Genomic DNA, 26,237 nt, shown 5'->3' on the forward strand with positions numbered 1-26,237 from the left:
AATCTATTTCCGTTGAAGGGCTACAAAAGCCGCCAGTCGCGCGGCCTCGATATTGCTGTCCGCCACCAGAACGCCAGCCTGTTCTAATCGTTCAATTTGCTGCTGACGATTCTGAGGATCGCCTTCGGTCCCGCAAACGTGAGCAATCAGCAGAATGTGTCGCCTGTCCTGGGCAGCTTCTTGTCGCAGTGTATCCAGCACGGGCAACAACGTGGCGCAAGGATCTGCGCTGGCGCCGTAGCCAAGAACGATGTCAAACAGCAGGACGGCCGTGGTGGGATCGCGACCTTCCGACAACAGGCGCGCGTTGCGCAGTTCAGGGTCAATCATGGGATGCGGGCGGCCCTGGGTGAATTCGTCATCCCCCATATCGACCAGACTGTGGCCGGTACCCTGCTGACGGTTGCGTAATTCCGTGGCCCCACGGACAGGGGCGTTGGATTCACAGGACAACCCCGCCGCCAGCAGGGCGAGTTGTGCTTCGTAACAGAATGTGCCGCCGGCGAAAACGCCGCGAATGTCTTTTTGTTGTGCCGCCATTGCCCCGATGCTATCCCGGGCTTTGACGAGGAGAGATTCCCTGGTGTTGGTCTCTTTGGGCGCCTTTTGACCCTCTAACGTGGCTACCGCAATCTCCGCTGCGTGACGCAGACTGAGTGCGGGTATGACGCCTTCATATTGCAAACAGTGCTCGTCGGCGCCGAGGAAATGGACGACGACGGGTTTTTCACACTGGCGTGCGCAGGCCAGTACTTTTTGCATAATCCCTGGTGCTGGTGGTTTAGAAATAAGAACAATAAGTTGTGTTTCAGGGTCTTCTGCTAACAGGGTGATTCCCTGAATCATGCTCAGACCGCCGATTGCCTCGTGCAGATCCCGTCCGCCCGTGCCGATGGCCTGCGACACGCCAGCGCCAAGATGGTGAATATGGCAACTGACCTCTTGTAGTCCTGTCCCGGATGCCGCCACCAGACCAATGGCCCCGCGCCGTACCACATTGGCAAAGCCCAGCGGCAGACCGTTGATAATGGCGGTGCCGCAATCTGGCCCCATGACCAACAGCTGGTTTTGACTGGCGTAACGCTTAATGGCCGCTTCTTGCTCTTCCGGGACGTTATCGCTGAATATCATCACGTGCAGACCGCTGCTCAGCGCTTTCAACGCTTCGGCGGCAGCATAGCGGCCTGGCACAGAAATCAGGGCAAAATTGGCCTCCAGCGCATCATGCAGGCCCATGGCGATACTGACCGGTATACGGTGTGTCGTGCCGAAGGCAGGCTCTACTGTAGACGGGCGCAGTAATGAGGCCGCGAGTTCCAGCGCCGCTTGTGCAGCGGCTTCGCTGGCTTCCAGTGCAATTAACAGATCGTTAGGACGCGCGTCGATGACAATGTCCAGGCCTGCATCACGCATGCGTTCAATATTAGCCGGGGTCGCCATCGCGACAGATGCCTGTTCTACCCCATCCAGCGCGTTGAGCCTGGCGGAGATCTGCATAAGGGAAACGGAGTCCTTATACAGGTTCGGGAAACATTGATAGTGCAGTGTCATCTTTTATCCTCGGGCAAAAACGGTACTTACTTTGCTGCTTACTTCGTGGTATCGGTCTGCCGGCGTATCACGGGCGCAGTGCCGCAATGACCTCCGCTGAATGACTCACCCAACCAACAATGGCGCCCTGGGCTTTGATCATCGCCAGCGCCGCCTGATGAAATTCCGGAAAGTAAGAGGCACAGCAATCTTCTGGTATCACCAGCTCATAGCCGCGATCGTTGGCTTCACGGGCGGTACTCTGCACACACACTTCGGTGGTGACGCCGCAAATAATGAGCGAGGAGATGCGCTGAGATTGCAGAATGAGATGCAGGTCAGTGGCGTAAAACGCCCCTTTGCCTGGCTTATCAATCACCGGCTCGCCGGGCCGTGGCGCGAGTTCGGGAATAATGTCGTGACCCGGCTGGCCCCGCACCAGAATTCGGCCCATCGGTCCTGGCTCGCCGATAAAGGTTTTGCCGCCACGGGTGCGTTTGGCGGGCAGGCAATCGCTGAGGTCATCACGGTGGCCTTCCCGGGTATGAATAATCAGCAGACCCGCCTCGCGCGCGCTTTTCAGTAATGCGGCACAGGGTTCGATAGCCCGGCGAACGAGGGAGACGTCATTGCCAAGGGCTTCACCAAAACCGCCGCGCTCAACAAAGTCGCGCTGCATATCGATAACCACGAGTGCGGTGGTGGCGGGATCGAACTGAAAGTCAAAAGGTTGGGCTTTAATCGAGCGCATAAACGTCACCTTGTTAATTCGCCTTTATCTGGAGTGTACGGAGTGATAACGCCATGTGCGCAAAAAGGTTTTCTGCCTGAACCTCAAAAAATATGAGGCATATCGGTACGCGAAAACGCCATAATGCGTAAATCGTGTATTGGCGAGGCTTTAGGTGTACAAGCGTCGGATTGGGATAAAAAAATCGCCAAAAACAAGATAGCGGATTTGTGACCTCGCACCTATTGACGGGAGTGAAAATGAGCTCAGGGCGGGACGTTGTGGCGACACAATTTTGCGATGCGTTATTACCCGGGTTCCCGACGGTTTCCTGGGTTCGGGTGCATTCAGTTTTTCAGCGCGCCTGTAACATACAAACGCCGCAAGGGAGCCTGTGGGTAGTGCAGGCGCGTGGCATGCCTCTCGCCCCGGCGGGTATAGTGACCGACTGCGCTGACTTACGCCCTTTTTTTACCGTCGGGGAAAGGCTGTACTGGCATGGCGAGACCTGCCTGTGCGGCACAAAAGCGCATATTGAACTGCGCTCAGCCGTACCCGTTTCCACCCGACTCGAACCCTGTGGCGATGTACACATACTGGGGCGTCTGGCGGCAGAGATTGCAGCCTTTTTTAGCCATCAGCCGGAAAAAGGCATTCGCCAGGCGTTGCAAACGGACGCTACGTTAATGCGCGCGCAGATATCTTTGGTGCACTGGTTGCGAACTGGTGAAGGGGAGCTTAATGCCCTCCTTATGCGCTTTATTGGTTGGGGGGAGGGGCTTACCCCCGCCGGGGATGATTTCCTGCTGGGCGTGTCGCTGGTATTGAATCACTGGCGTTTTGTGCGCGCGGCAGCATTAAACGCGGCGCTACCCCCATTACTCGATCGTACGACCGACATTAGCCGCGCCATGCTGGAGCAGGGCTGCGACAGTCATTACAGCGCCCAGTTACTGGCGCTGGCGACAGGCAACAGCGAAACATGGCCGCAGGCCATCGCCCGCGTCGCCGATTACGGGCACTCTTCGGGTCACGATATGCTGACGGGCATTCTCACGGCAGCGCACGCCTTAGCTTAACGCCGTAAATAACCCTTTCTGCACGTCCGGCTGTTTTAACTGCTGCAACCACCAGTTAAAACAGGGGCGCGGCGGTCTGCTTTGCCAGGCCAGAAACAGCGGCGTCGGTTGCTTGCTCTCTTCAACATGCAGGTGGACGAGTCGGCCGTCATCAATATAGGGCTGACAGATGTGGCGCGGCAGAAAACCTATGCCCAGCCCTTTGAGATGCATTGTGATTTTTGCATGATAGTCAGGTACGACCACCGCTTTTTGCCCCCGCAATTGCCAGGCGACTTTGGGCTCCAGTTTTACCGACGTATCCGGGATGCAAACCGCGGGATAACGACGCAGGTCGTCGGCACGCAGCGGACGATGAATGGTGGTAAGAGGATGATCGGGCGCGATGGCGAATAGCCATTCGGCCGTGCCTATCTCCAGACAGCAAATTTCTCCGGGTAATGCGACCTGGTTAGGCGCGGCAATGGCAATATCCGCCCGTTTTTCCAGTAGGGCATCCCAGACACCATCATGCACATCAATCGCGATATGAATTTCGGTTTGTGGGAAAAGCAATTCGCTTTCTGACAGTAGCGTGTAAATCGGCCGCAGGCTGACGATATTATTAAGGGTAATATTGAGACGCGTCTCTACCCCGGCGGCAATACGCTGGGTCGCGAACTGGAGATCGTCCAGTTGCGCCAGGATAATCTGCCCCTTACTAATGAAATAATGGCCAGCCTCTGTTAATTCCAGCTGTTTCCCGAGGCGTTTGAATAACTTGAGTCCCAATTCGCTTTCCAGCTTGTGGACCGTATAGCTGAGCGCCGTGGGTACTTTATGCAGTTCCTCTGCGGCTGCGGCGAAACTACCGCAGCGTGCAATGGTGATAATCACATTCAATGCTTGTGCACTAATCAACATGCTGTCTCCCTTGCCGGATAGCGCGTTGTTATTGTTTAACGCATTACATACGTCCAGACCAGCTTGCTCGTCGGGTCCCTGCTAAAAACAGGTGGGTTGCGTTAATTCTCACAGTTATAGTGAGTTGCCGTTTTTTATCCTGGAACTAAATCAAATAATTATTTCTAAATATTTCTACAGGTAACCAATAATTAAAATGATTACTATTCATACTGGCGTAAAGCTCTGTGTAGCGTCTATTATTTGGGGTTTTATGTTAGTTATCCACATTAAGATGATTCTTATGTTGAGGTTCAATGCAGCAAATTGTTATTAACTACTTTAATGATTTTTAGAGAAAAAAAAGATAGCATGTGTACAGCTGAACTTTATATATTTGCTTGAAATAAACAGCGTGTTAGCACTGGTGTAATTTAGCCACGCGATAATAAGGCGAATTGTTAATAGCCAAAGCCTCTACGTACCCACATGACAGGTTAGCAGCCTAATTATAAAACGAATCTACCAATAACTGATCGCTCAGGTTATGCAGGTGGTGGGTATATAGTTTTTTTGTAAATCATGAGTATAGCCATGAACCATTATGATGATTTGCAGAGGTTTAAGGATAAGACCCGCAACCAAAAATACGAATTCAAGGATCTGTCGGCGCAGAACCTCTCTCCTGACCATGGAAGTTGGGCGATCATGAATCAACTCGCTCCTGCATCTGAGACGTCGAAACTGGCGATGGGTGGTCATGTTTCGCTACCGCAACCCCAGGCTATCGCGCCGGATGTGTTTGCGAGCGCCGAACGCCATGAGATCGTCGAAATCCCGGAAAGTATCGACAGCAGCGAAAATAGCGAAAGTACCGAAAGCAGCAACGAAAGCGTACTTCCACCTGTCGATGCAGAGATCCCGGCGGCGACCGCACCGTCTATTTTCCGTGATATTGCCGAACAACTTGCGTCGCAATCGACGGCACCCGCCGCGCCTGCGGCCCGGCAGGCGGCTGAGCCGGTTTTACCCGCGGCAACGAACTCACCTGCCTCGTCTGCGACAGAGTCTGCTGATTATTCCCGGCTGTTTGCAACGAAAGCGACAGAAGCAAAACCCACGGTCGAAAAAAACCAACCTTTACAATCTTTGCTAGAAAGGATCGCTTCATGCCGTTGATTTGTGTTTGTTCACCGAAGGGTGGTGTTGGGAAAACGACGCTCACGGCTAATCTGGCTTATGCCCTTGCGCGATCGGGCAGCAAGGTTCTTGCGCTGGATTTTGACGTGCAGAACGCGCTGCGTCTGCATTTTGGCGTCCCTCTCTCTGACGAGCGCGGTTTTGTCGCCAAAGCGGCAGAATCCTCGGACTGGAGCCAGTTTGTCTTGACCGCAGGCGGAAATATCTTTGTCTTGCCTTATGGCGAAGCCAGCGAAGAGCAACGCCTGATATTCGAAGAACGTCTGACGAATGACGAACATTTTCTGATTCGTGGCCTCAACACATTGCTGAATTATCCGGGCCTGATCATCGTGGCCGATTTTCCTCCCGGCCCGTCTGCTGCATTAAAAGCCATGTCGCGTCTGGCAGACCTGCATCTGGTCATCATGCAGGCGGATACGGCCTCTCTTTCCCTGTTACCTCACGTTGAAAATCATCGTCTGACCGGCGATGTCCTCAATCGAAAAGCGGGCCACTATTTTGTGCTCAACCAGAGTGATAACCGTCGTCAGGTCAGCCGGGATGTCACCGCATTTATGGAACAGAAACTAGGTAATCAGCTCCTGGGCGTTATTCATCGTGATGAAAGCGTCATAGAAGCGAATGCCTCGCAGCAATCGGTTTTCGACTTTAGTCCTGCATCCGCCGCTGCATTCGATATCGAACTCATTGCAAAAAGAGTCGCCGGAATCTTAGGCGTAAAAATCGGAGACGGCACGGTTCACAGTAAACCGAAAATGTCTGGCTTCTAATTCGCGCAGGGCAACCTATGAAAAAGTTCCTTTATGTTTTGCTGGTACTGGCAATGCTACCTGTTGCGCTGCTGGTCATCATCACGCCTATGGACAGCCAGAAACAGTATATTTTTGGTTTGCTCAGTATCGGTGTGCTGTTTTTGATGGGATTTAGCAAAAAACGCAGCGTGTCGGTCATTATGGTGGTTATGTCGGTTTTATTATCGACGCGTTATATGTATTTCCGCCTGACGCAAACCCTGCATTTTAATTCCGAAATTGAAACCATTCTTGGGATGGGGCTGTTTCTGGCCGAGGTCTACGTCTGGGTCATGCTGCTGCTGAGCTATCTGCAGACGGTCTGGCCGTTAAAACGTGAGATTGTGCCGCTGCCGGATGATATGAGCCAGTGGCCAACGGTGGATGTCTATATTCCTACCTATAACGAGCCGCTGGATGTGGTGCGCGATACGGTACTGGCGGCGCAATGCATTGATTATCCTCGTGATAAGATGAACATCTATCTGCTGGATGACGGCAAACGCCGGGAGTTCGCGGTTTTTGCCGCAGACGTTGGCGTTGGATATATCACGCGTAACGACAATAATCACGCCAAAGCCGGTAACCTCAACCACGCCATGAAACTGACGCAGGGTGAGTTGATTACCGTGTTCGACTGCGACCACGTTGCCACACGCATCTTCCTGCAGGCGACGGTGGGCGGTTTCCTGAAAGATCCGAAACTGGCGCTGGTGCAGACACCCCACTATTTCTATTCGCCAGACCCGTTCGAGCGTAACCTCTCCGTTGGGCGTAACATCCCTAACGAAGGGACACTGTTCTACGGGCCGATTCAGCAGGGCAACGACAACTGGAACGCCACCTTCTTTTGCGGCTCTTGTGCGGTGATTCGCCGTAGCGCGCTGGAAGAGATTGGCGGTTTTGCCGTAGAGACGGTTACCGAAGATGCCCACACCGCGCTCAAGTTGCAGCGTCGTGGCTGGGGCTCTGCGTTCCTGGATATCCCGCTGGCTGCCGGTCTGGCGACTGAGCGTCTGGTGCTGCACGTCATCCAGCGTACCCGCTGGGCGCGTGGTATGACGCAGATTTTCCGTCTGGATAACCCGTTGTTTGGTCGTGGTCTGACCATTCAACAGCGCCTGTGCTACCTGAGCGCCATGCTTTATTACCAGTTCGCGTTGCCGCGTATTGCGTTTGTGACTGCGCCGCTGGCCTATTTGCTGTTCAACCTGAACATCATTCACTCCTCTGCGAGCCTGGTTTTCGCCTATGCGCTCCCGCATCTGTTCCTCTCGATTTACGTCAACTCGCGTATGAACGGACGGTATCGCTATAGCTTCTGGGGGGAGATCTACGACCTGGTGCTGGCCTTCCACATTGCACTGCCGACTGTGGTAACGATGTTTTTCCCGAAACGCGGCAAATTCAATGTGACCGACAAAGGCGCGCTGCTGGACGTGGGGTACTTTGATTTTAGCGTGGTGCGCCCGCATTTGATTATCGCCCTGCTGCTGGCGGCCGGGGTGATTGCCGGTATCGTTCGTGCCTGTGCGCATGACTACTTTGGCGTGGATCCGCGCGTTATCGCCCTTAACGTCGGTTGGGGATTGTACAGCCTGATCTTTCTGCTGGCCGCGATTGCCGTTGCGCGCGAAACCCGGCAGACGCGTAAAACCATTCGCATCGATGCTGAAATCCCGGTACTGCTCCACCATGCCAGCGGCGTGGTGACGCGCAGCCATACCGCTGACCTGTCGATGGGCGGCTGCCGCATTGTGGCGCCGGATGATCGCCATCTGGATGATGAGATTGAAGAGATTGAATTGCTGCTGCAATCCGGCGCAATCCTCATTCCGGTGAAAACCATCGCCACGGATGAAGAATCGATTCGTCTGATGTTCGAAGACATCCCGCTGGCCCGCCGTCGTGAACTGGTGCGCGTGGTGCTCTCCCGTGCGGATGCATGGATTCACCCGCCGAAACCGCAGGACAACCCGTTCCGTTCGTTGGGGACCATTATGCGTTGTGTGTTCGACCTCTTCTGGCTGACCTGGAAAGACCGTCGCGAAAACCGCCGTTTGCGCGCCGGGCAGGCCCAGGCCGCTTCTCAGGAGGAGGGCAACGCATGAAACGTCTGACAACACTGGCTGTGCTGGTCGGCTCACTCTTTATGATGCCGCTGCATGCCGAAGACACTTCTATCGAGTCGCTACTGAAATTAAACGAACCGGCGGAGACGGCGCCTGTTCCCGTGCCGCCACCCGGCGCGCCGGTATTTATTCCGTCTGTGGTTAACAGCATCAGTATCGCGCAGATGGGTTTTCCGGAAGGGATTTCCCTGACGGGGGGGCAGTTCCAGGGGGGCGCGTCCTTTACTCTGCCAGTGGACCAGGTCATCACGACGGCGCGGCTTGAACTGAACCTGAAAATATCGCCCGCAATGGTGGCGCGAAATGCCACCATGCAGTTGATGCTTAATGGCCAGCCGCTGGGGACGGTACCGCTGACCGTGACCGACAGCGACACCGCGCGTTACCAGCTGGATATTCCGTCAGCATTGATGGTGTCGAGCAACAACCTGAGTTTTAAAATCAACGACGGCGATGCCATGCAGTGCCAGCGCGATCTGAGTGATAAATATCGCGTCACCATCATGGCGGATTCGCGTTTCGAGCTGGAAGGGCAGCAACTGGATATTGGCGCCGACTTAAGTCACTTCCCGCGCCCGTTCTTTGACAGCATGCAAATGACCCCGGCAGCGATCGCCATGGCTTTCCCGGCGAAGCTGAGCCCCGATACTTTAAGCGCCAGTGCGCTGATCTCATCGTGGATGGGGATTCAGGCAGACTACCGCGGCGTATTGTTTGCCGCCTATCACGATCGTTTGCCGGAAAAGAACGGCATCCTGATTGGTCATCCGGGCGAGCAAATTGGCGGCCTGACGTTGCCGAATACCGAGCAGCCGCTGCTGAAAGTGGTCGATAACCCGGCAAACCCGGTTTATAAGCTGCTGCTGGTGGTGGGTAAAGATGATGCCAGCCTGCGCGCGGCGGCATGGCGTTTAACCCGCGGCAATTTCGCCATGCAGACGGCATCGGTGGATGTCACCACCCAAACGATCCCGGCGAGTAAGCCGTATGACGCGCCGCGCTGGATCCCCACCGATCGTCCGGTCAAACTGTCAGAACTGATCCGTAAAGATCAGAGCCTGACCACCACGGGGCTGTGGCACGATCCGTTGCGTGTGGCGTTCCGTGCGGCGCCGGATCTGTTCCTGTGGGATGGCGAAACGATTCCTCTGCATATTGGCTACCGTTTCCCGACGGAAAGCTGGATTGATGAAGACCGTTCCTGGCTCAGCATGACCATGAACGATACCTTCCTGCATAACCTGCCGGTGAATAAGCAGGGGGCACTGGAAACCTTGTGGCATAAGCTTGGCGGCGATGCGCGTCAGGAGAAGTATGATATGCCGCTGGAGCCGTACATGATCTACGGTGACAACCAGCTCTCGCTGTACTTCAACATTCAGCCAAAGGCGAGCGCCCCCTGTAGTGTGCTGCTGAACAATAACATTAAGAGCCGTATCGACGACGACTCGTGGATTGATCTCAGCCACACGCGACACTTTGCGCTGTTGCCGAACCTCTCTTATTTCGTGGGTGCTTCCTTCCCGTTCACCCGACTTGCCGATTATTCGGAAACGGTGCTGATGCTGCCGGAAAACCCGACGGAAACGCAGATTGCCACCCTTTTGGATATGGCGGCCCGTTCCGGTAACGCGACGGGAACTGCGCTGGGCCACAACCGAGTGCTGTTGGGTGTCCCTGCTGCCGGGGCGAACGCAGACTTGCTGAACGACCGCGATGTGCTGGCGGTAACGGGGCTGGATCAACATGACTTTAACCGTGCGATCCTCAGTACCTCACCGTTCGTGATGCACGACACTACGTTGGGCGTACGCGAGCCGACAACCTGGGAACGCATCAAACGCTGGGTAGCAGGAGACTGGGCCTCAGACGGACTGGAAGCTGACCGCTACTTCTCTTCCAACGAGGCCTGGCGAGGGTTTGTCAGCTTCCGTTCACCGTGGAATAACGATCGTCTGGTGGTGCTGGCTATCGGCAGCAATGACGATCAGCTTTCGCGCCTGCACGGCGACCTCGCCTCGGCGAAGATAAACGCCGGGATCCGCGGCGACGCAGCGGTGATCACAAATGAGAACGGCGTGCGCAGTTTCCGTGTGGGTGAACAGTTCCCGAGCGGCGAGATGCCAACGCAGATGCGGGTGATTTGGTATGCGAATCAGCACTCGGCGCTGCTGGCGATTTTGGGACTGCTATTTGGTTGTATCGCTGGCTCGGCAATTTTTGTCTTGCTGAGAAATCGCGCGAAACGACGTCTGGATCTGGACAACCGCAAATAAGAGGGTGACAAGAATGATGATAAAAACCGCCCGCCGTTTGACGACGCTGTGCCTGTCCAGCGTCCTCACTTTCGGTATGTCAGGGCTGGCACATGGCGCTGCGAATGATGCCGCGCTCAAAGCCTTGTTTGATCAAGCGAATTACTGGCATGAGAAATCCCACGATGACCTGGCGATGGAGTCGCTGCGGAAAGTGTTGATGGTGGATGCCAATAACACCCAGGCGATGTACCTGATGGCGTTATGGGCGCAGCAAAATGGCGATCTGCAAGTCTCATCCCAGTGGCGCACGCGTCTGGCGCAAGTTTCCCCTAATGATCCGGGGTTACAGGCACTCGATAATGCCAAACAGCTGACGCAGGTGCCGCAAGGGCAATTGAGTCTTGCCCGCCAGCAGGCGCGCAGCGGCAACGTACCGGCGGCGCTGGCGACCTGGCGCAGCATGTTTAATGGCGATACGCCGCCGCCCAGCCTCGCTCCTGAGTACTATCAGACGATGGCGGGAGACAAAGCTCTTTATCCGCAGGCCGTGGCGCAGCTGAAAAATTTCGTCATGCATAACCCGCAGGATACCTCTGCGCGTATTGCGCTGGGCAAAATCCTGACCTGGCGTGAAGAGACGCGTCGCGACGGCATTTTGTTGCTCGAACCGATGGCCAGCGGCAGTAAAGAGGCTGACGATGGGTTGCGTCAGGCGCTGTTATGGCTGGGGCCGCAGGCGGGCGATGAACGCTTCTACGACACTTGGTTGCAGCGCCACCCGCAGGATAGCGATGTTCAGAATTATTACCGTAAAAATGTTGGCGGCGCGGCGAAAGGCGCGGGCTATACCGCACTGAACAGCGGCGATAACAGTGCGGCAAAAAGTAAATTTGAACAGGTACTGCAAACCAACCCCAACGATGCGGATGCTCTTGCCGGGATGGGCTACATTGCCCAGCGTAGCGGTGATTACAAAGCGGCGGCACAGTACCTGAACCGGGCGGCCAGTCAGGGCGGCGATGCGTCTGAGGAACGTAAAAATCAGGCTGCAGATGCGGCGTTTTACGGCCAGCTCGCCCAGGCCCAGCAGGCATTGAAAGAGGGCAATATCAGCCAGGCGCTGGCGCTTTCATCCCCGCTGGCACAAGAGAGCGGGGAGCGTGGCACGGCAGGTAAACTGTTCCGTGCCGCCGTACTGCGTCAGAACAAAGACTTTGCTCAGGCCGAGCAAACCCTGCGAGGTATCCTCAACGATCAGCCGCAGAATGCTCCGGCACGGGAAAACCTCTATTACGTTCTGCGCGACCAGAATAAAACGGAAGAAGCTCAGGCGATGCTGCGCACCTTACCCGCCAGCCTGCAGGAAAAACTGCAGCCGCGCGTGGTGGCGGGTGCACCTGGCGATCCGATTCGTCGTCAGGCACAGCAGCTGGTTCAGGCCGGTAACACTGACCAGGCTATTTCGGTGTTACGTCAGGGTGTTGCCCGCGTGCCGGATGATCCGTGGCTGCGTCTGGACCTTGCCCGTCTGTTGCAAAAATCCGGGCAAGAGGGCGAAGCGGCAACGGTAATGATCCCCGCCGGGCGCGATGGTGCCAACAGCAACTCACTGTATGCCGCTGCGCTATACGCCAGCGAAAGCGGTGCCTGGCAGCAGGCCAACTCTCTGCTGGCGCGTATTCCGCCGTCCAGTCGTAATAGTCAGATGCGCGATCTGGCGGAGAGTGTGAATTACAACCTGCAAATGGCGACGGCAGAACGTTACCTCGCGCAAGGGAACATGACCGCGGCAGCCAATACCCTGAAAGCGCTGGCCAGTCAGCCGCCGAAAAGCCCGGTTGATGCGGGGAAACTGGCGCGGATGCTTGCCCGCTCGGGTGATATCACCACCGCCGTATCGCTGGTACGCAACAGTATAAAAGACGGCGTACAAGGCAACGCCGGGGATTATGCCGATCAGATAGCGGTACTGAATCAGGCGGGGCTCACGCAAGAAGCGCAAACCCTGATGTCGAACCCGGAGCTACAGGCACGTAGTACGCCTTCGCAGCTTGCAGGTATCCGCAATGGTTACGTCATTAATGAAGCGGACAAACTGCGTGAAGAGGGCAACTATGCCGCTGCTTATGACAAGCTGATCCGAGCGCTGCAAAGCGACCCGCAGAACACCGATTTGATGTTCGCCATGGGCCGTCTGTATCAGACAGGCAAAATGAACAAAGAAGCGGGCGTGCTCTACGACTACCTGATGACCCGCGATACCGAGGATCAGGCAGCACGCGTCGGCGCTATCGACGTTGCGCTGTCCGAGAATAACGTGCAGAAAGCCACGACTCTTGCCAGCGGTCTGCGCAGCGACAGCTCACCGGAACGTATGCTGTTGCTGGCGCGTCTGGAAGAGGCAAAAGGCAATCATCAGCAGGCGATGACCTACTTACGCAGCGCGCGCGGCAAACTGGTGGGGCTGGAGTCTTCTAACAGCGCCACGACGCCGACGATTGGCGGCGTACTGTTGGCTGATAATCCGTTTACCACCACCAGCAAAACGACGCCGCAATCAAGTTCGCCGCAGGCGTTGTACGGCACTATTTTGCCGTGGCAGGTCGCGCAGGTGGCCCATGAGCCGGGAACCAGTTTACCGGGCACCACCCGTACCGATTTGCCCGTCGAGACCGCGCAAAGCCGCACCCTGCGTCAGGTTGATAACATGATGCAAGAGCTCGATGAGAAGAAAGGGATGTGGTTGCAGGGCGAGGTCGATATTCGTGGTCGCGACGGTGAGTCGGGCACCAGTAAACTGACCGAAGCCAAAACGCCGCTGACCTGGTCAAGTTCGCCGTTTGGTGAGTCGCGTTTCGAGTTTACCGCCACGCCGATCAGTTTGAGTTCAGGAACCGCATCGGGCGATGCCTGGCGCCGTTATGGTTCGAACCCGCTGGCGAATGCGGTGACCAATATCAGTCAGTCTGTCACCAATGCCAATACTACAACCGATACCAACGCGACGGATAAGTTTACCGACCTGTCCGGGTACGCTGATGCGAACAAATTGTCGCCGTTTACCGATACCGGTCTGGCACGCCTGAACCGGTTGTTGGGTACCGATTTAGGCCGTCTGAAAGCGCTCAGCACCTCCAGCTATAAAGCGAGTTCCAGCGATCCGATTAACTCATCCACGGATTCGCAAAACGGCAACGGCGTTGAGCTGAATATGGCGCTCAGTGGCGATAGCTACCGTGTGGATATTGGCAGTACGCCGCTGGGCCAGGACATGAGTACGCTGGTGGGCGGCGTGAAATGGTCGCCGAAGCTCTCCAATTACCTGACGTTAATTCTGACCGGTGAACGCCGCGCGGTGACCGATAGCCTGCTCTCGTATGTTGGCCTGAAAGATAAATATTCAGGAGATCGTTGGGGTCAGGTAACGAAAAACGGCGGTAGCGTACAACTGAGCTATGACGACGGCGATGCGGGCTTCTTCGTGGGAGGCGGCGGTTACAGCTACATTGGCGATAACGTGGCGAGCAACACCAGCGCCAACGCCGATGCCGGCGTCTATCTGCGTCCATGGCATGATGATTTCCGTCAGTTGCAGACGGGGTTAAGCGTCAGTTGGATGAATTTCTCGAAAAACCTGAGCTACTTTACCTACGGTCAGGGGGGCTACTTTAGCCCGCAGAACTATGTCAGCGTATCGTTACCTGTCGATTTCTCGCAAAAAATCGATAACTGGAAGCTGAGCCTGGGCGGATCGGTGGGATACCAGTCCTATACCCAGGATAAGAGCAATTATTTCCCGAACGATCCTGAGGCACAGAGCATGCTGCAGCAACTGGCTGATATGGGCTTTACCAAGGAAGCGCAGTACGGCAGCAAATCGCAAAACGGGATTGGCTATACCTTCCGGGCAGGGATTGATTACAACCTGAATAAGAACATGACCGTCGGCGGCAGGGTCGGTTACGACACCTTTGGCGACTACAACGAAAGTACTGCCGGGATCTGGTTCCGCTATATGTTGGGAGATAAATAATGACGTCGAGTACGGCTAATCCTTTACTGCTGTCTTATTTTCAACGACAGCAAACGCCGGCCGGTTGGTTTGACCTGCTGTCGGTGATGGTTGATGGCATGGTGAGAAACGTGGGGGAAGCGGAAAGCCAGCCCTTCTTGCGCCAGATGGGAGAGTCGCTGGCGGAACGTTTTCCTCTGCCAGCCTCGGAAACCATCGGCGAGCTCGAGGCCAACATCAACAGGCTGCTTGCGGAGTTTAATTGGGGCTATATTGATATTCAGGCCAGCGAAGAGGGATTGTCGTTCCGCCATCAGGGTGTACCTGTTTCCCGGGATGAGAACAGCCAGACGCGTTGGTGTTATGCCTTTTGCGCCATACTGGAAGGACTTTATACCCGTTGGTTGCAGGGACAGGGCGGAAAATCGCATCTTGCTTTTAGCCGCGAACGGCTTTACTCCGTATCGGACGTTGTGTTCCGCTACGCTAACCCACAATGAGTCTGAGTATGTTTAAACGCGTTTTCGCCATGATGGTGATGATGGTGAGTGTGTTCTTTTCCTCGTTTTCCCAGGCGGGACAGGCCTGGGAAACGTACAAAGCGCGCTTTCTGATGACGGATGGCCGTATTGTTGATACGGGCAATAAAAACGTCTCTCACACGGAAGGCCAGGGCTTCGCCATGCTGATGGCGGTCGCCAGTAACGATAAGGCGGCGTTTGACCGCATTTGGGGATGGACGGATAAGACGCTAAGGAACAAGGACAATGGCCTGTTCTACTGGCGTTTTAACCCGGTTGAGCCGGATCCGATTGCGGATAAGAACGACGCAACGGATGGCGATGCGTTAATTGCATGGGCGTTGTTAAAAGCCAGCCAGCGCTGGAATGATAACAGCTATGCGACCGCATCGGATGCCATTACCCAGGCGATGATTAAACATACGGTGATCAACTTTGCGGGTTATCGGGTAATGCTGCCGGGCGCGAAGGGGTTCAATCTCAACAGCTATGTGAATCTGAATCCGTCCTATTTTATCTTCCCGGCATGGAAAGAATTTGCCAACCGTAGCCATCTGGTGGTCTGGAATGATCTGATTCGTGATGGCACGACGCTGCTTGGTAAAATGGGCTGGGGTCAGTCGCACTTGCCTACCGACTGGGTATCGCTGTCGGCGGATGGCAAACTGAGCCCTGCCAAAGAGTGGCCACCGCGCATGAGTTTCGACGCCATCCGTATTCCGTTGTATCTCTCGTGGTGGAACCCGCAAAGTGCGCTGCTGACGCCGTGGCGCAACTGGTGGCAGGGTTATGATCGTAACCGCACCCCGGCCTGGGTGAACGTCACAACCAACGATACCGCCCCGTACAATATGAATGGCGGTTTGCTGGCGGTGCGTGATTTGACGATGGGCCAAACGTCCGGCGAGCCGCAAATCAGCGCGCAGGATGACTATTATTCTGCCAGCCTGAAAATGTTGGTCTGGCTCGCGCAGCAGCAGTAATTCTTCGCTTTTCCTCGCGATGTCCCTCTCACCCCGGCCCTAACCTCTTCACGGCACTATTTCCCCCTCTCCCCGTGGGAGAGGGCCAGGGTGAGGGGGAAAATGCGGCTCGGAAGGTGGGTTCCGTTCACCGTATGTTCATGGCGAAATGTCACCCTCGAACACGTGAACGGGTAAAGGGGAACACCGCGTTCCCCTTTACAATCCCCGCGGCCCCGCAAAGAAATCGATGCTTCGCACTGCGTTCGCCTCCCGCCCCGCTGCCTGCGGTCGGTTTGACTCGACGTCCTGTCTCGACAAACCTCAGTCCGCCATCCCTGGCGGCCTGCCCTTGTCATCGGGTCTTCGTCTCACCGATTTCGGCGGGGACTCAACCCCCTCGCTGTATGCTCTACGCCAGAGGGTTACCAGGATGTCGCTGTGGTTGTCATGCGGGAAAACGCGCCAGCCATGGCTCAAAAAGTTGAAGACGTTCACAGTATCTACGACTTGCCCCCTTGCTTCAGTGAGGGGAAACAACCTACTGTGGATACGGCACCCAGTCGCCGCCGTTCAGGCGAACATACGGCTTGTTCTGGTACTGGATCACCACGGCATTGGCATTTTCTGAAACGGGCGCGGTCTGCGGCAGGCCGCTGGTCAACTGATCCCAGTTCACATGGTCTTCGATAAAGATCTTGCCATCCAGCACGCGCGTCACCAGTTCTGATACCGCCAGGAAGCTACTCGGCTGGTTGATCTCAATGGCTGCCCCTTCATGCGGAGCCTTCATGCCAAAGAACTTGATCGCCGTGGGCACGTGAGTAATCGATGGGCTTGGAATATCACGCAGACCGGAAACCTGCATCTTATCGCCCTGTAGCGCCGCGCCGTGTTCCGGCACCATCACCACCATCACTTTACGCCCGGATTTCTCCAGTTGCGTAAAGAAGGCATCCAGTTCATCAAACAACTTTTGCGCGCGAATTTTATAATCCGCTGTCTGGCGAACGCCGGGGAAATGGTTACCGTCGTGTAGTGGCAGCAGGTTATAGAAGGTCGCGGTACGTTGGTCATTATTGGTCGCCTCGTTTTCCATCCAGCGGTTCAACACGGCGGTATCGTCATAGACCGGGGAGCCATCAAACGACAACAGGACTGGCGGCAGGCCTGCCTGGTTCATTAATGGCACCTGTACGCCGCCGTTGTCGCGGATCTCTTTGAGGAAATCGCCGAATACGCCATTGTGATCCATCATCAGTTGTTGGGTGAAACCCAGTTTGGCCAGGTTATCAAACAGGTAGCACTGAGCGCCGGCTGTCTGATAGAGATTTTTATGCGACGTCTGGCCGCAGCTTGCGCGTAGCAGGCGAATGGCTGCCGGGCCGCTGTAGGCGGTGGCCGAATTAAACTGCTTAAATACGATATCGAAATGCGACCACAGTGGGTGCGATGACAAGCCCGCGGCGTCAATATCGGACCAGGAGAGTGAACAGATATTGATCACCAGTAGGTCAAAAGGCTGCGCATCTGCCGGCAGTTGCGTCGGGAACGGCGTCTGACGTTTTTCTTCGGCAGCATAAAAACTGGCAAGCCAGGCGTTCAGATTTTCAGAGGTTGGCGGTGCGGTTTGCGCCGGAATATCGCCTACTACGGGCGTTGTTGCGGTATTTGCCACCGTCGGCGCCACCGTTGCGCCCGTTGTGGCAAGGGTATTTTGCTGGGTGCTTTGCGGCCACAGGGTGAACGCTGGTCCGACAAGAGTCAGCACATTCAGCCAGATCATTATGGCGACGACAAATACCGTTACACGAATCCACTGCGCCAGGAACAGCCAGGCGATCAGTAATACGAACAGGGCACCCATCATCTGCCAGTTAATAAAACGCGTTACCAGATCGAGCAGGTAATCCGCGCTAAAACCTGCCACCTGCGAGCCCTGACTTATAATGCTATCGATGCCCGGTAGCCAGGTATCATGCCAGAACAGGCCGAAACCAATCGGGATGGCAATCCAGTGGCGCAAACGGTGCAGGCCAGGGCCTGGCACGGGCATCAGCAGAAAGGCCATAAATACCAGGTTCAGCAACGGATGAAAATTAAGGTAGCCCGCCCACAGCAAACCAAATTTCACTAAAAAATAGAAATTCCACCCGGATAAACCGCGCCAGTGTTGCCACAGCGTCGAGGGTCTGGAAGGCGTCAGCGTTTGATTAGTCATGTTTTCGGTCTGCCTTGACGAACGATTCCCGACGCAATACTCCGGCCGGTTTAACGTAGCGGGGTTTAATAAACATTATTCTTGCAATAAGGCGAATACGGTACAGCCAGTGGCGTGCCAGATAGCCCAGCGGGAAGAAAATCAGCGCGCAAAGTATAACAAGTTCAATAATATCGGCGATGGACATCATGATGCGCTCCCCCTGTCTTCACTTAACAGCCGCAGCGGTTCCGGGATACGTCGCCAGGTCTGCCCGTCATGCTCGGCGTTAATGATTTTCTTCTCATCACTCGTTCCTGCCAGCGGACTGCCCCATTTTTCCGCTCCGACTTCCCGCAACAGCACCAGTTCCGCTGCAATCTGGTTGTCCTCGAACCAGATCATGCGGTTAGAGAAGATGTCGGCGGTAGGTAACGGGAAAATATGGTTAAGCGCGGTATCAAGATCGTTTACGCGACAGAATGACAAAAACATCAACAGGCGATTATCGCCGATGGTGACAATATCCCCGACCCGGTTTGGGCGACAGAGCGTCAGCGCCTGTTCAACCCGAATACCGGGTACCGGGCGCAGCGCCACCAGCACCCCTTTGCCATCGGGTGGCAACAGCGTGTTATTCACCATATTGCCCACGGCTTCGCAGAACGTATTCCATGTCTGGAATCCGCGCAGTTTGAGCGGCAGGGTCATTGAGATCAGCGTCGAGATATCTTCCGGCACAAGGCGTTTAAACTGTTGCCCCTGTACGCTTTCGATAAGCGTCAGACAGCGGGAGAGCGGGGCGTTCCAGGAGATGACCATATTGGCGCCACACCCCAGCAGCAGACGTTCATCGGTGGCGCGCAGGCTGGCTTTGGTTTCACGGACGATGATTTTCAGAGCGCTGCCGCGCTGACGGCGCAGAGTATGAATCTGGCGGGCAATGGTTTCGATTTGGTTATTCTGACGCAGGGCGAAAATAAGGGTCGCGGCCTGGCTGGTTCGCGCCTCGTTAAACATTCCTTCATTGGTTTCGAAAAGCGTCCAGTGTTCAGAAAGCGCAGGTGCCCCCTCCAGCACATCGACATTACTGAGCACCCGTTTTTCATCACTGCGCGGCTGGACGGAAGCCTCTTCTTGCTTCGCTAACTGCCAGTGGCCATCGTGCTGTTCAAGAATAAGTTGTTGCTGGGCACTCACGCCTCTGTCATTACACCACCAGGCAACATCATAAAGATGTGTTCCGCTTGTATAACGCAAACTCGCCAAACCAAACAATGAACGGTATTTACCTATCAGTACTGATGATTGCCTGTCGCTATTGTTTGCAGGGTTTATTACCAGTAATGTGCAATTATGATATTTCGTCCAGTCATGAATTCGTATTAGCCAGCGGTGCAAATTCTCCACCGAAATATTTTTCCAGGCGTTATTTGCACACAACAGAATGAGGAAATAATTCTCAGGCTCAATTGAGCACAGTAAATCGCGAGAGAAAAAGTATAGACTCTTTTCATGATTTGGCATGGAAAAAAGTTGTATTTTTCGGGGGCCGTGATCGGGTTCTGATTTGAGGATGTTCCGCAAATCATACCCCATGCCCGCAACCGCGACTTTTGCGTTTTCAGATTGCGATGCAATTGTTTGATTAACAAGACTGATTGCATCCACCTCGCGATCGGCGTTAATCCACCAGACGCCGCCGGCAGGCATGTGACGCAATTCGTCCCATAGCGACTGGATGCCGATAGAAAATATGGGGTCCACGGTGTCCCTCTACAGGTAATTTATCTGTATCTCAGTTTACTAGCGAAAGCATAGAAATAAACCTAACATTGAAATTAAAGAACATCAGATTTAGCATGTAAACGAATTTCGTCGCAAATACCTTGCTAAGAATGTACGCAATCTTTTTCTGATTATAAGGATCGTGTCTGAATGCATAACGATGAGCCTAAAACTCAGACGGACTCGACGCTGGGTTATACATTTCAAAATGACTTTTTAGCACTCAGTAAGGTGTTTTCATTGCCCGAAATAGATTATGCCGATATTTCCCAACGAGAACAGTTGGCGGCGGCTATTAAACGTTGGCCTCTGCTGGCAGAGTTTGCTCGTCAACAATAAGGAAGCCGTGGATGGCTGTATTGGGGTTACAAGGGGTACGCGGCGGTGTGGGCACCACATCGATTACCGCGGCGCTCGGCTGGGCATTACAGATTTTAGGGGAATCGGTACTTGTTATTGACGCCTGCCCCGATAACCTCTTGCGCCTGTCATTTAATGTTGATTTCGACCACGCCGATGGCTGGGCGCGCGCGATTCTGGATGGCAAAGACTGGCGTGACGCGGGGCTGCGTTATACCTCCAGCATCGACATTTTGCCCTTTGGCCGCCTGACGGATGCCGAATGGGAGAAACTGCACTTGTTGCATGAACTACCCGGCCAGTTAACGGCGATATTACAGGCGCTTAAAGCGCAGCAGCGCTACCAATGGGTGCTGCTGGATTTACCGCACGGCTATTCGCCGCTGGCGCGCCAGTTTCTTGAATATTGCGACCATACGCTGGCGGTCGTGAAACCCGATACCAACTGCCACGTGCGCCTGCATCAGCAACGGTTGCCGACAGGCGCGCATATTCTGATTAATGATTTACGTATTGGCAGTCAACTGCAGGATGACCTCTATCAGGTGTGGCTTCAGAGCCAGCGCAACCTGATGCCTGTCCTTATCCACCGCGATGAAGCGATGGTGGAATGTCTGGCAGCAAAGCAACCGTTGGGGGAATACCGTAGCGACTCCCTGGCGGCAGAAGAAATCCTGACGCTGGCAAACTGGTGTTTACTGCACTGTTCGGGCGAACCTGCTCAAGGGGAACAACACACGAGGATGCTCGAATGAGTCGTCTGGCCGCCTGGTTTCTTACCCCCCCGGTCTATGCCCGCTTAAGCGAGCGTTACCGCTGTTATCGCCGGAATAAGGCATCGGGGTTTAGTGCGGCATGTGGCTGTTTCTGGGTAGCACTGGCTTGGCTGTTTCTGCCCCTGGAGAATGCTAACTGGCAGCGGGTGCGTGAGCAGCATCAGGCGCTCTTTCCGCATATTAATCCGGATAAACCGCGCCCGCTTGACCCGGCACGTTATCTGTTGCAGGTCCTCTGGCTGCTGGCAACGCTACCACAGCACAGGACAGCGCAGGCGACGAAACCTGAACGTGCGCATAAGATCCGCGAACGTTACCATAACTGGCTGGATTCTCTGCCCACCCGCGTTGCTGACCAGACCAGCCACCTGGATAACCATAAAGAGCTGGGCCATCTCAGCCGGGGAGCGCGCCGTTTTATTCTGGGGATCATCATCACCTTTTCGTTGATACTGGCCCTCGTCTGCATTACCCAGCCGTTTAACCCGCTATCGCAGTTAATCTTCCTGCTGCTGCTGTGGGGGGTGGCCCTGCTGGTGCGCCGCATTCCGGGGCGTTTCTCGGCGTTAATGCTGATCGTGCTTTCGCTGACCGTCTCCTGTCGCTACATCTGGTGGCGCTATACCTCGACCCTGAACTGGGATGACCCGGTCAGCCTGGTGTGCGGCATCGTGTTGCTGTTCGCGGAAACCTATGCGTGGATTGTGCTGATCCTCGGCTACTTCCAGGTGGTCTGGCCGCTTAATCGCCAGCCAGTACCGCTCCCTAAAGACATGGCCCTGTGGCCGTCGGTCGATATCTTTGTGCCCACGTATAACGAAGATTTGAATGTGGTGAAAAATACCATCTATGCGGCGTTGGGTATCGACTGGCCGAAAGACAAACTCACCATCTGGATCCTCGACGACGGCGGGCGAGAAGAGTTTCGTCAGTTCGCCCAGACCGTGGGGGTGGAATACATTGCCCGTACCACCCATGAGCACGCGAAAGCCGGGAACATCAATAACGCGCTGAAATATGCCAAAGGCGAGTTTGTCTCGATTTTTGACTGCGACCATGTGCCGACGCGCTCTTTCCTGCAAATGACCATGGGCTGGTTTATCAAAGAGAAAGATCTGGCAATGATGCAGACGCCGCACCACTTCTTCTCGCCGGACCCGTTCGAGCGCAACCTGGGCCGCTTCCGTAAAACGCCAAACGAAGGCACCTTGTTCTACGGGCTGGTACAGGACGGCAACGATATGTGGGACGCCACCTTCTTCTGCGGTTCATGTGCGGTCATTCGTCGTGGCCCGCTGGATGAGATTGGCGGTATCGCGGTGGAAACGGTCACCGAGGACGCCCATACCTCGCTGCGTCTGCATCGCAGAGGGCATACCTCGGCCTATATGCGTATTCCCCAGGCTGCCGGTCTGGCAACGGAGAGTTTGTCGGCGCACATCGGTCAGCGTATCCGCTGGGCGCGTGGGATGATTCAGATTTTCCGTCTTGATAACCCCCTGTTCGGCAAAGGGCTGAAACTGGCGCAGCGCCTGTGTTACGTCAACGCCATGCTGCACTTTCTCTCGGGTATTCCGCGTCTGGTGTTCCTCACCGCGCCGCTGGCGTTTCTGTTGTTGCATGCCTACATCATCTATGCGCCTGCCATCATGATTGCGCTGTTTGTTCTGCCGCACATGATTCACGCCAGCCTGACCAACTCGAAAATTCAGGGCAAATATCGCCATTCGTTCTGGAGCGAAATCTACGAAACCGTGCTGGCGTGGTACATCGCACCGCCGACTCTGGTCGCGTTATTTAACCCGCATAAAGGGAAGTTCAACGTCACGGCAAAAGGGGGACTGGTCGAAGAAGAGTATGTCGACTGGGTTATCTCAAGGCCCTATATCTTCCTTGTTTTGCTGAACATTATCGGCGTGCTGGTGGGTATCTGGCGTTATTTCTATGGCCCGCAAAATGAGATTTTGACGGTGTTCGTCAGTATCGCATGGGTGTTCTACAACCTGACTATCCTCGGTGGCGCGGTGGCGGTATCGGTGGAAAGCAAGCAGGTTCGTCGCGCGCACCGTGTGGAGATCTCCATGCCTGCGGCTATCGCCCGCGAAGACGGTCATCTGTTCTCCTGTACCGTGCATGATTTCTCTGATGGGGGGCTGGGGATCAAAATCAACGGCCAGTCACAGGTACTGGAAGGGCAAAAAGTCAGCCTGTTATTAAAACGCGGCCAACAAGAGTATGTCTTCCCGACCATGGTCGTGCGCGTTTCCGGTCGTGAGGTGGGGCTGCAACTTATGCCGTTGTCCACGAAACAGCATATCGATTTTGTGCAGTGTACGTTTGCCCGTGCGGATACATGGGCGTTGTGGCAGGACAGCTTCCCGGAAGATAAGCCACTGGAAAGCTTAATGGATATTTTAAAACTGGGCTTCCGTGGTTATCGCCATCTCGCGGAATTTGCTCCACCGTCTGTGAAAATGATTTTCCGGTCGCTAACCGTAATGGTTGCCTGGATTGTGTCGTTTATACCGCGTCGCCCGGAACGGGAAGCGGTAATACAGCACCCCGTGACGTGATTGGCTCAACAATGATGAAAACGCGATGAAAAGAAAACTTTCCTGGATTTGTGCAGTGGCTGTGGGGATGAGCGCTATACCCTCCCTGATGACGTATGCGGCACCCGGTGATCCGGCGACGCAAGCGGCCCCCACCGTGCCTGCCGTCGCGCCTGCGACTCAGCCGGTCGCGACGCCTGCGCCGACACAATCGGAAACGCTGGTACCCACCACCCCAACAGAGGGGCAAACCCAGCCGGCACCGCCGACCGGAAGCCGGGCCACGGGACAGGTGACGCCTGGCGTGGCGCTTTCCAGTGCGCCGTCGCGTGAGGTTAAACTGACGTTTGCAGAGATTGCGCCACCGCCAGGCAGTATGGTGCTGCGCGGCGTCAACCCGAATAATGGCATTGAGTTCGGCATGCGCAGTGATGAAGTGGTGTCGAAAGCGTTGTTGAATCTCGAATATACCCCGTCACCGTCGTTGCTGCCGGTACAGTCGCAGCTCAAGGTCTATCTGAATGATGAACTGATGGGCGTGCTGCCGGTCACCAAAGAACAACTGGGTAAAAAGACCTTTGCTCAGGTGCCTATCGACCCGCTTTACATTACCGACTTCAACCGCGTGCGGCTGGAGTTTGTCGGCCACTATCGCGATGTCTGTGAAAACCCGGCCAGCACTACGCTGTGGATGGATATTGGTCGCAGTAGTTCGCTGGATCTTTCTTACCAGACGCTGGCCGTACAAAACGACCTGTCCCACTTCCCGATCCCGTTCTTTGACCCAAGAGACAGCCGTCCGTTAACGCTGCCGATGGTCTTCGCCGGTGCGCCGGATCTGGTTGAACAGCAGGCGGCGGCGATTATCGCTTCCTGGTTTGGTTCACGTACCGGCTGGCGGGGGCAGAACTTCCCGGTCATGTACAGCGGTCTGCCGGATCGTAACGCGATTATTTTCGCGACCAATGATAAGCGCCCGGATTTCCTGCGTGATGCGCCGCCTGTGAACGCCCCGACCATCACTATGATGAGTCACCCGAACAACCCTTATGTAAAATTGCTGGTGGTATTCGGGCGCGATGACAAAGACCTGTTACAGGCGGCAAAAGGTATTGCTCAGGGGAACGTGCTGTTCCGTGGCAGCAGTGTCACCGTTGATGAGGTGAAACCACTGTTGGCGCGCAAACCCTACGATGCGCCGAACTGGGTGCGCACCGACCGTGCGGTCACCTTTGGTGAACTGAAAACCTATGAAGAGCAGTTGCAGTCCACGGGTCTGCAACCGGCGTCGATCAATGTCGCGTTGAACCTTCCGCCGGACCTTTATCTGTTGCGCAGTAACGGTATCGATATGCACCTGAACTATCGCTATACCGCGCCGCCAACCAAAGACAGTTCGCGCATGGATATCAGCCTGAACAATCAGTTCCTGCAATATTTCAGTCTGGTCAGCAATCAGGATACCAACCGGCTGCTGCTGCGCCTGCCGGTATTACAGGGGCTGCTGGATGGCAAAACTGATGTTTCTATTCCGGCGCTGAAACTGGGGGCGGTGAACCAATTGCGTTTTGACTTCCAGTACATGAATCCGATGCCGGGTGGCACTATCGAAAACTGCGTCACCTTCCAGCCGGTACAAAACCGTGTGGTCATTGGCGACGATTCCACCATCGACTTCTCGAAGTACTACCATTTCCTGGCGATGCCGGACCTGCGCGCCTTTGCGAATGCAGGCTTCCCGTTCACCCGGATGGCTGACTTGTCTGAAACCCTTGTTGTGGTGCCGCCAACGCCGACAGAAGGGCAACTGACTACACTGCTGGATTCGCTGGCGACCATTGGCGCGCAAACGGGTTTCCCGGCTATCAACATGACATTGACCAATGACGGTACGCAGATTCAGGGTAAAGACGCCGATATCATGATCATTGGCGCTCTGCCGGAAAAACTGAAAGATGATAAACGTATCGATCTGCTGGTTCACGCAGCGCAAAGCTGGGTGAAAACGCCGCTGCGCCAGACACCGTTCCCTGGCGTTATGCCAGATGATGTCGATCGTCAGGCTGATGCGCAGACTTCGGTATCGTCCAGCGGCCCGATGGCAGCCATTATCGGCTTCCAGTCGCCGTATAACGATCAGCGCAGCGTGGTTGCGTTGCTGGCGGATAGCCCGCGCGGCTATGAGTTGTTAAACGGCGCGATGAATGACAGCGGTAAACGTGCCTCGATTTTCGGCTCCGTGTCGGTGATTCGTGAATCGGGCGTGAACGGTCTGCGTGTTGGCGACATTTACTACGTAGGGCATTTGCCGTGGTTTGAACGGGTCTGGTACGCGCTGGCGAATCACCCTGTACTGCTGGCGATTCTGGCCGCGGTGAGCGTGGTATTGCTGGCGTGGGTGCTGTGGCGTCTGCTGCGTATTATCAGCCGTCGTCGTCTCGACCCGGATCACGAGTAAGCG

Annotated in this window: 18 protein-coding genes; 12 read left to right on the forward strand and 6 right to left on the reverse strand. The window is 55.2% G+C overall.

The window, feature by feature from the left end:
• Positions 1-3: 3 nt before the first annotated feature.
• Together fdrA and L2097_RS18140 are read right to left on the reverse strand one after the other, a co-directional pair.
• Positions 4-1,551 (reverse strand): acyl-CoA synthetase FdrA, encoded by a 1,548-nt coding sequence (fdrA, locus tag L2097_RS18135; RefSeq protein ID WP_250353431.1) that lies wholly within the window; start codon positions 1,549-1,551, stop codon positions 4-6.
• Positions 1,552-1,618: 67 nt separating this feature from the next.
• A complete protein-coding gene (locus L2097_RS18140) occupies positions 1,619-2,281 on the reverse strand; it encodes a cysteine hydrolase family protein (protein ID WP_047372681.1) in 663 nt (220 codons plus the stop codon).
• Between the two features lie 239 nt (positions 2,282-2,520).
• Here L2097_RS18140 and L2097_RS18145 point away from each other — a divergent pair, with 239 nt between their 5' ends.
• The gene (locus L2097_RS18145; RefSeq protein WP_085005043.1) at positions 2,521-3,339 is read left to right on the forward strand and encodes an oxamate carbamoyltransferase subunit AllH family protein; all 819 of its coding nucleotides are present in this window, start codon (positions 2,521-2,523) and stop codon (positions 3,337-3,339) included.
• Here L2097_RS18145 and L2097_RS18150 read toward each other — a convergent pair.
• Positions 3,331-4,242, reverse strand: a complete 912-nt coding sequence (locus L2097_RS18150; RefSeq protein ID WP_047372683.1) for a LysR substrate-binding domain-containing protein — start codon at positions 4,240-4,242, stop codon at positions 3,331-3,333. The genes L2097_RS18145 and L2097_RS18150 overlap by 9 nt on opposite strands.
• A gap of 573 nt (positions 4,243-4,815) precedes the next feature.
• Here L2097_RS18150 and bcsO point away from each other — a divergent pair.
• From bcsO to L2097_RS18185, 7 genes are read left to right on the forward strand one after another with little or no spacing between them, the layout of a single operon-like run.
• Complete coding sequence (gene bcsO / locus L2097_RS18155; protein WP_047372684.1) at positions 4,816-5,400, forward strand: cellulose biosynthesis protein BcsO; 585 nt, start codon at positions 4,816-4,818, stop codon at positions 5,398-5,400.
• Positions 5,391-6,194, forward strand: a complete 804-nt coding sequence (bcsQ, locus tag L2097_RS18160; RefSeq protein ID WP_047372685.1) for a cellulose biosynthesis protein BcsQ — start codon at positions 5,391-5,393, stop codon at positions 6,192-6,194. The genes bcsO and bcsQ (L2097_RS18160) overlap by 10 nt, the downstream gene beginning before the upstream one ends.
• Positions 6,195-6,211: 17 nt before the next feature.
• A complete protein-coding gene (gene bcsA, locus L2097_RS18165; protein WP_085005042.1) occupies positions 6,212-8,326 on the forward strand; it encodes a UDP-forming cellulose synthase catalytic subunit in 2,115 nt (704 codons plus the stop codon).
• Positions 8,323-10,623: a cellulose biosynthesis cyclic di-GMP-binding regulatory protein BcsB gene (gene bcsB / locus L2097_RS18170; protein ID WP_250353432.1), complete on the forward strand. Its 2,301-nt coding sequence runs from the start codon at positions 8,323-8,325 to the stop codon at positions 10,621-10,623. Before bcsA (L2097_RS18165) ends, bcsB (L2097_RS18170) begins: the two co-directional genes overlap by 4 nt.
• A 16-nt stretch (positions 10,624-10,639) precedes the next feature.
• The gene (locus L2097_RS18175) at positions 10,640-14,638 is read left to right on the forward strand and encodes a cellulose biosynthesis protein BcsC (RefSeq protein WP_502799314.1); all 3,999 of its coding nucleotides are present in this window, start codon (positions 10,640-10,642) and stop codon (positions 14,636-14,638) included.
• Positions 14,638-15,117, forward strand: a complete 480-nt coding sequence (gene bcsD / locus L2097_RS18180; protein ID WP_047372688.1) for a cellulose biosynthesis protein BcsD — start codon at positions 14,638-14,640, stop codon at positions 15,115-15,117. The genes L2097_RS18175 and bcsD overlap by 1 nt, the downstream gene beginning before the upstream one ends.
• A gap of 8 nt (positions 15,118-15,125) precedes the next feature.
• Positions 15,126-16,121 (forward strand): family 8 glycosyl hydrolase, encoded by a 996-nt coding sequence (locus L2097_RS18185; RefSeq protein ID WP_250353434.1) that lies wholly within the window; start codon positions 15,126-15,128, stop codon positions 16,119-16,121.
• Positions 16,122-16,641: 520 nt separating this feature from the next.
• On the opposite strand, the gene bcsG is transcribed toward L2097_RS18185, so the two are convergent.
• From bcsG to bcsE, 3 genes are read right to left on the reverse strand one after another with little or no spacing between them, the layout of a single operon-like run.
• A complete protein-coding gene (gene bcsG, locus L2097_RS18190) occupies positions 16,642-18,321 on the reverse strand; it encodes a cellulose biosynthesis protein BcsG (protein WP_250353435.1) in 1,680 nt (559 codons plus the stop codon).
• Complete coding sequence (bcsF, locus tag L2097_RS18195; protein WP_047372691.1) at positions 18,314-18,511, reverse strand: cellulose biosynthesis protein BcsF; 198 nt, start codon at positions 18,509-18,511, stop codon at positions 18,314-18,316. The genes bcsG and bcsF overlap by 8 nt, the downstream gene beginning before the upstream one ends.
• On the reverse strand, positions 18,508-20,067 hold the full coding sequence (gene bcsE / locus L2097_RS18200) for a cellulose biosynthesis c-di-GMP-binding protein BcsE (RefSeq protein WP_250353436.1): 1,560 nt from the start codon (positions 20,065-20,067) through the stop codon (positions 18,508-18,510). Before bcsE ends, bcsF begins: the two co-directional genes overlap by 4 nt.
• A 171-nt stretch (positions 20,068-20,238) precedes the next feature.
• On the opposite strand from bcsE, the gene bcsR reads away from it, so the two are divergent.
• From bcsR to bcsB (L2097_RS18220), 4 genes are read left to right on the forward strand one after another with little or no spacing between them, the layout of a single operon-like run.
• On the forward strand, positions 20,239-20,427 hold the full coding sequence (gene bcsR / locus L2097_RS18205) for a cellulose biosynthesis protein BcsR (protein ID WP_047372693.1): 189 nt from the start codon (positions 20,239-20,241) through the stop codon (positions 20,425-20,427).
• Between the two features lie 11 nt (positions 20,428-20,438).
• Positions 20,439-21,203 (forward strand): cellulose biosynthesis protein BcsQ, encoded by a 765-nt coding sequence (gene bcsQ / locus L2097_RS18210; protein ID WP_250353437.1) that lies wholly within the window; start codon positions 20,439-20,441, stop codon positions 21,201-21,203.
• Entirely contained in the window at positions 21,200-23,797 is a 2,598-nt protein-coding gene (gene bcsA / locus L2097_RS18215; RefSeq protein WP_250353438.1) for a UDP-forming cellulose synthase catalytic subunit, read from the forward strand. Before bcsQ (L2097_RS18210) ends, bcsA (L2097_RS18215) begins: the two co-directional genes overlap by 4 nt.
• Before the next feature lie 25 nt (positions 23,798-23,822).
• Positions 23,823-26,234, forward strand: coding sequence for a cellulose biosynthesis cyclic di-GMP-binding regulatory protein BcsB (gene bcsB / locus L2097_RS18220; RefSeq protein WP_250353439.1), 2,412 nt, complete (start codon positions 23,823-23,825; stop codon positions 26,232-26,234).
• Positions 26,235-26,237: the final 3 nt, after the last annotated feature.

The sequence above is a fragment of the Citrobacter sp. MNAZ 1397 genome, assembly GCF_023613995.1.
Classification (GTDB): Bacteria; Pseudomonadota; Gammaproteobacteria; order Enterobacterales; family Enterobacteriaceae; genus Phytobacter; species Phytobacter ursingii.

Coding starts and splice junctions, on each gene's coding strand:
- fdrA (WP_250353431.1), bottom strand. CDS start 1,551: ATGACACTGCACTATCAATGTTTCCCGAACCTGTATAAGGACTCCGTT.
- L2097_RS18140 (WP_047372681.1), bottom strand. CDS start 2,281: ATGCGCTCGATTAAAGCCCAACCTTTTGACTTTCAGTTCGATCCCGCC.
- L2097_RS18145 (WP_085005043.1), top strand. CDS start 2,521: ATGAGCTCAGGGCGGGACGTTGTGGCGACACAATTTTGCGATGCGTTA.
- L2097_RS18150 (WP_047372683.1), bottom strand. CDS start 4,242: ATGTTGATTAGTGCACAAGCATTGAATGTGATTATCACCATTGCACGC.
- bcsO (WP_047372684.1), top strand. CDS start 4,816: ATGAACCATTATGATGATTTGCAGAGGTTTAAGGATAAGACCCGCAAC.
- bcsQ (WP_047372685.1), top strand. CDS start 5,391: ATGCCGTTGATTTGTGTTTGTTCACCGAAGGGTGGTGTTGGGAAAACG.
- bcsA (WP_085005042.1), top strand. CDS start 6,212: ATGAAAAAGTTCCTTTATGTTTTGCTGGTACTGGCAATGCTACCTGTT.
- bcsB (WP_250353432.1), top strand. CDS start 8,323: ATGAAACGTCTGACAACACTGGCTGTGCTGGTCGGCTCACTCTTTATG.
- L2097_RS18175 (WP_502799314.1), top strand. CDS start 10,640: ATGATAAAAACCGCCCGCCGTTTGACGACGCTGTGCCTGTCCAGCGTC.
- bcsD (WP_047372688.1), top strand. CDS start 14,638: ATGACGTCGAGTACGGCTAATCCTTTACTGCTGTCTTATTTTCAACGA.
- L2097_RS18185 (WP_250353434.1), top strand. CDS start 15,126: ATGTTTAAACGCGTTTTCGCCATGATGGTGATGATGGTGAGTGTGTTC.
- bcsG (WP_250353435.1), bottom strand. CDS start 18,321: ATGACTAATCAAACGCTGACGCCTTCCAGACCCTCGACGCTGTGGCAA.
- bcsF (WP_047372691.1), bottom strand. CDS start 18,511: ATGATGTCCATCGCCGATATTATTGAACTTGTTATACTTTGCGCGCTG.
- bcsR (WP_047372693.1), top strand. CDS start 20,239: ATGCATAACGATGAGCCTAAAACTCAGACGGACTCGACGCTGGGTTAT.
- bcsQ (WP_250353437.1), top strand. CDS start 20,439: ATGGCTGTATTGGGGTTACAAGGGGTACGCGGCGGTGTGGGCACCACA.
- bcsA (WP_250353438.1), top strand. CDS start 21,200: ATGAGTCGTCTGGCCGCCTGGTTTCTTACCCCCCCGGTCTATGCCCGC.
- bcsB (WP_250353439.1), top strand. CDS start 23,823: ATGAAAAGAAAACTTTCCTGGATTTGTGCAGTGGCTGTGGGGATGAGC.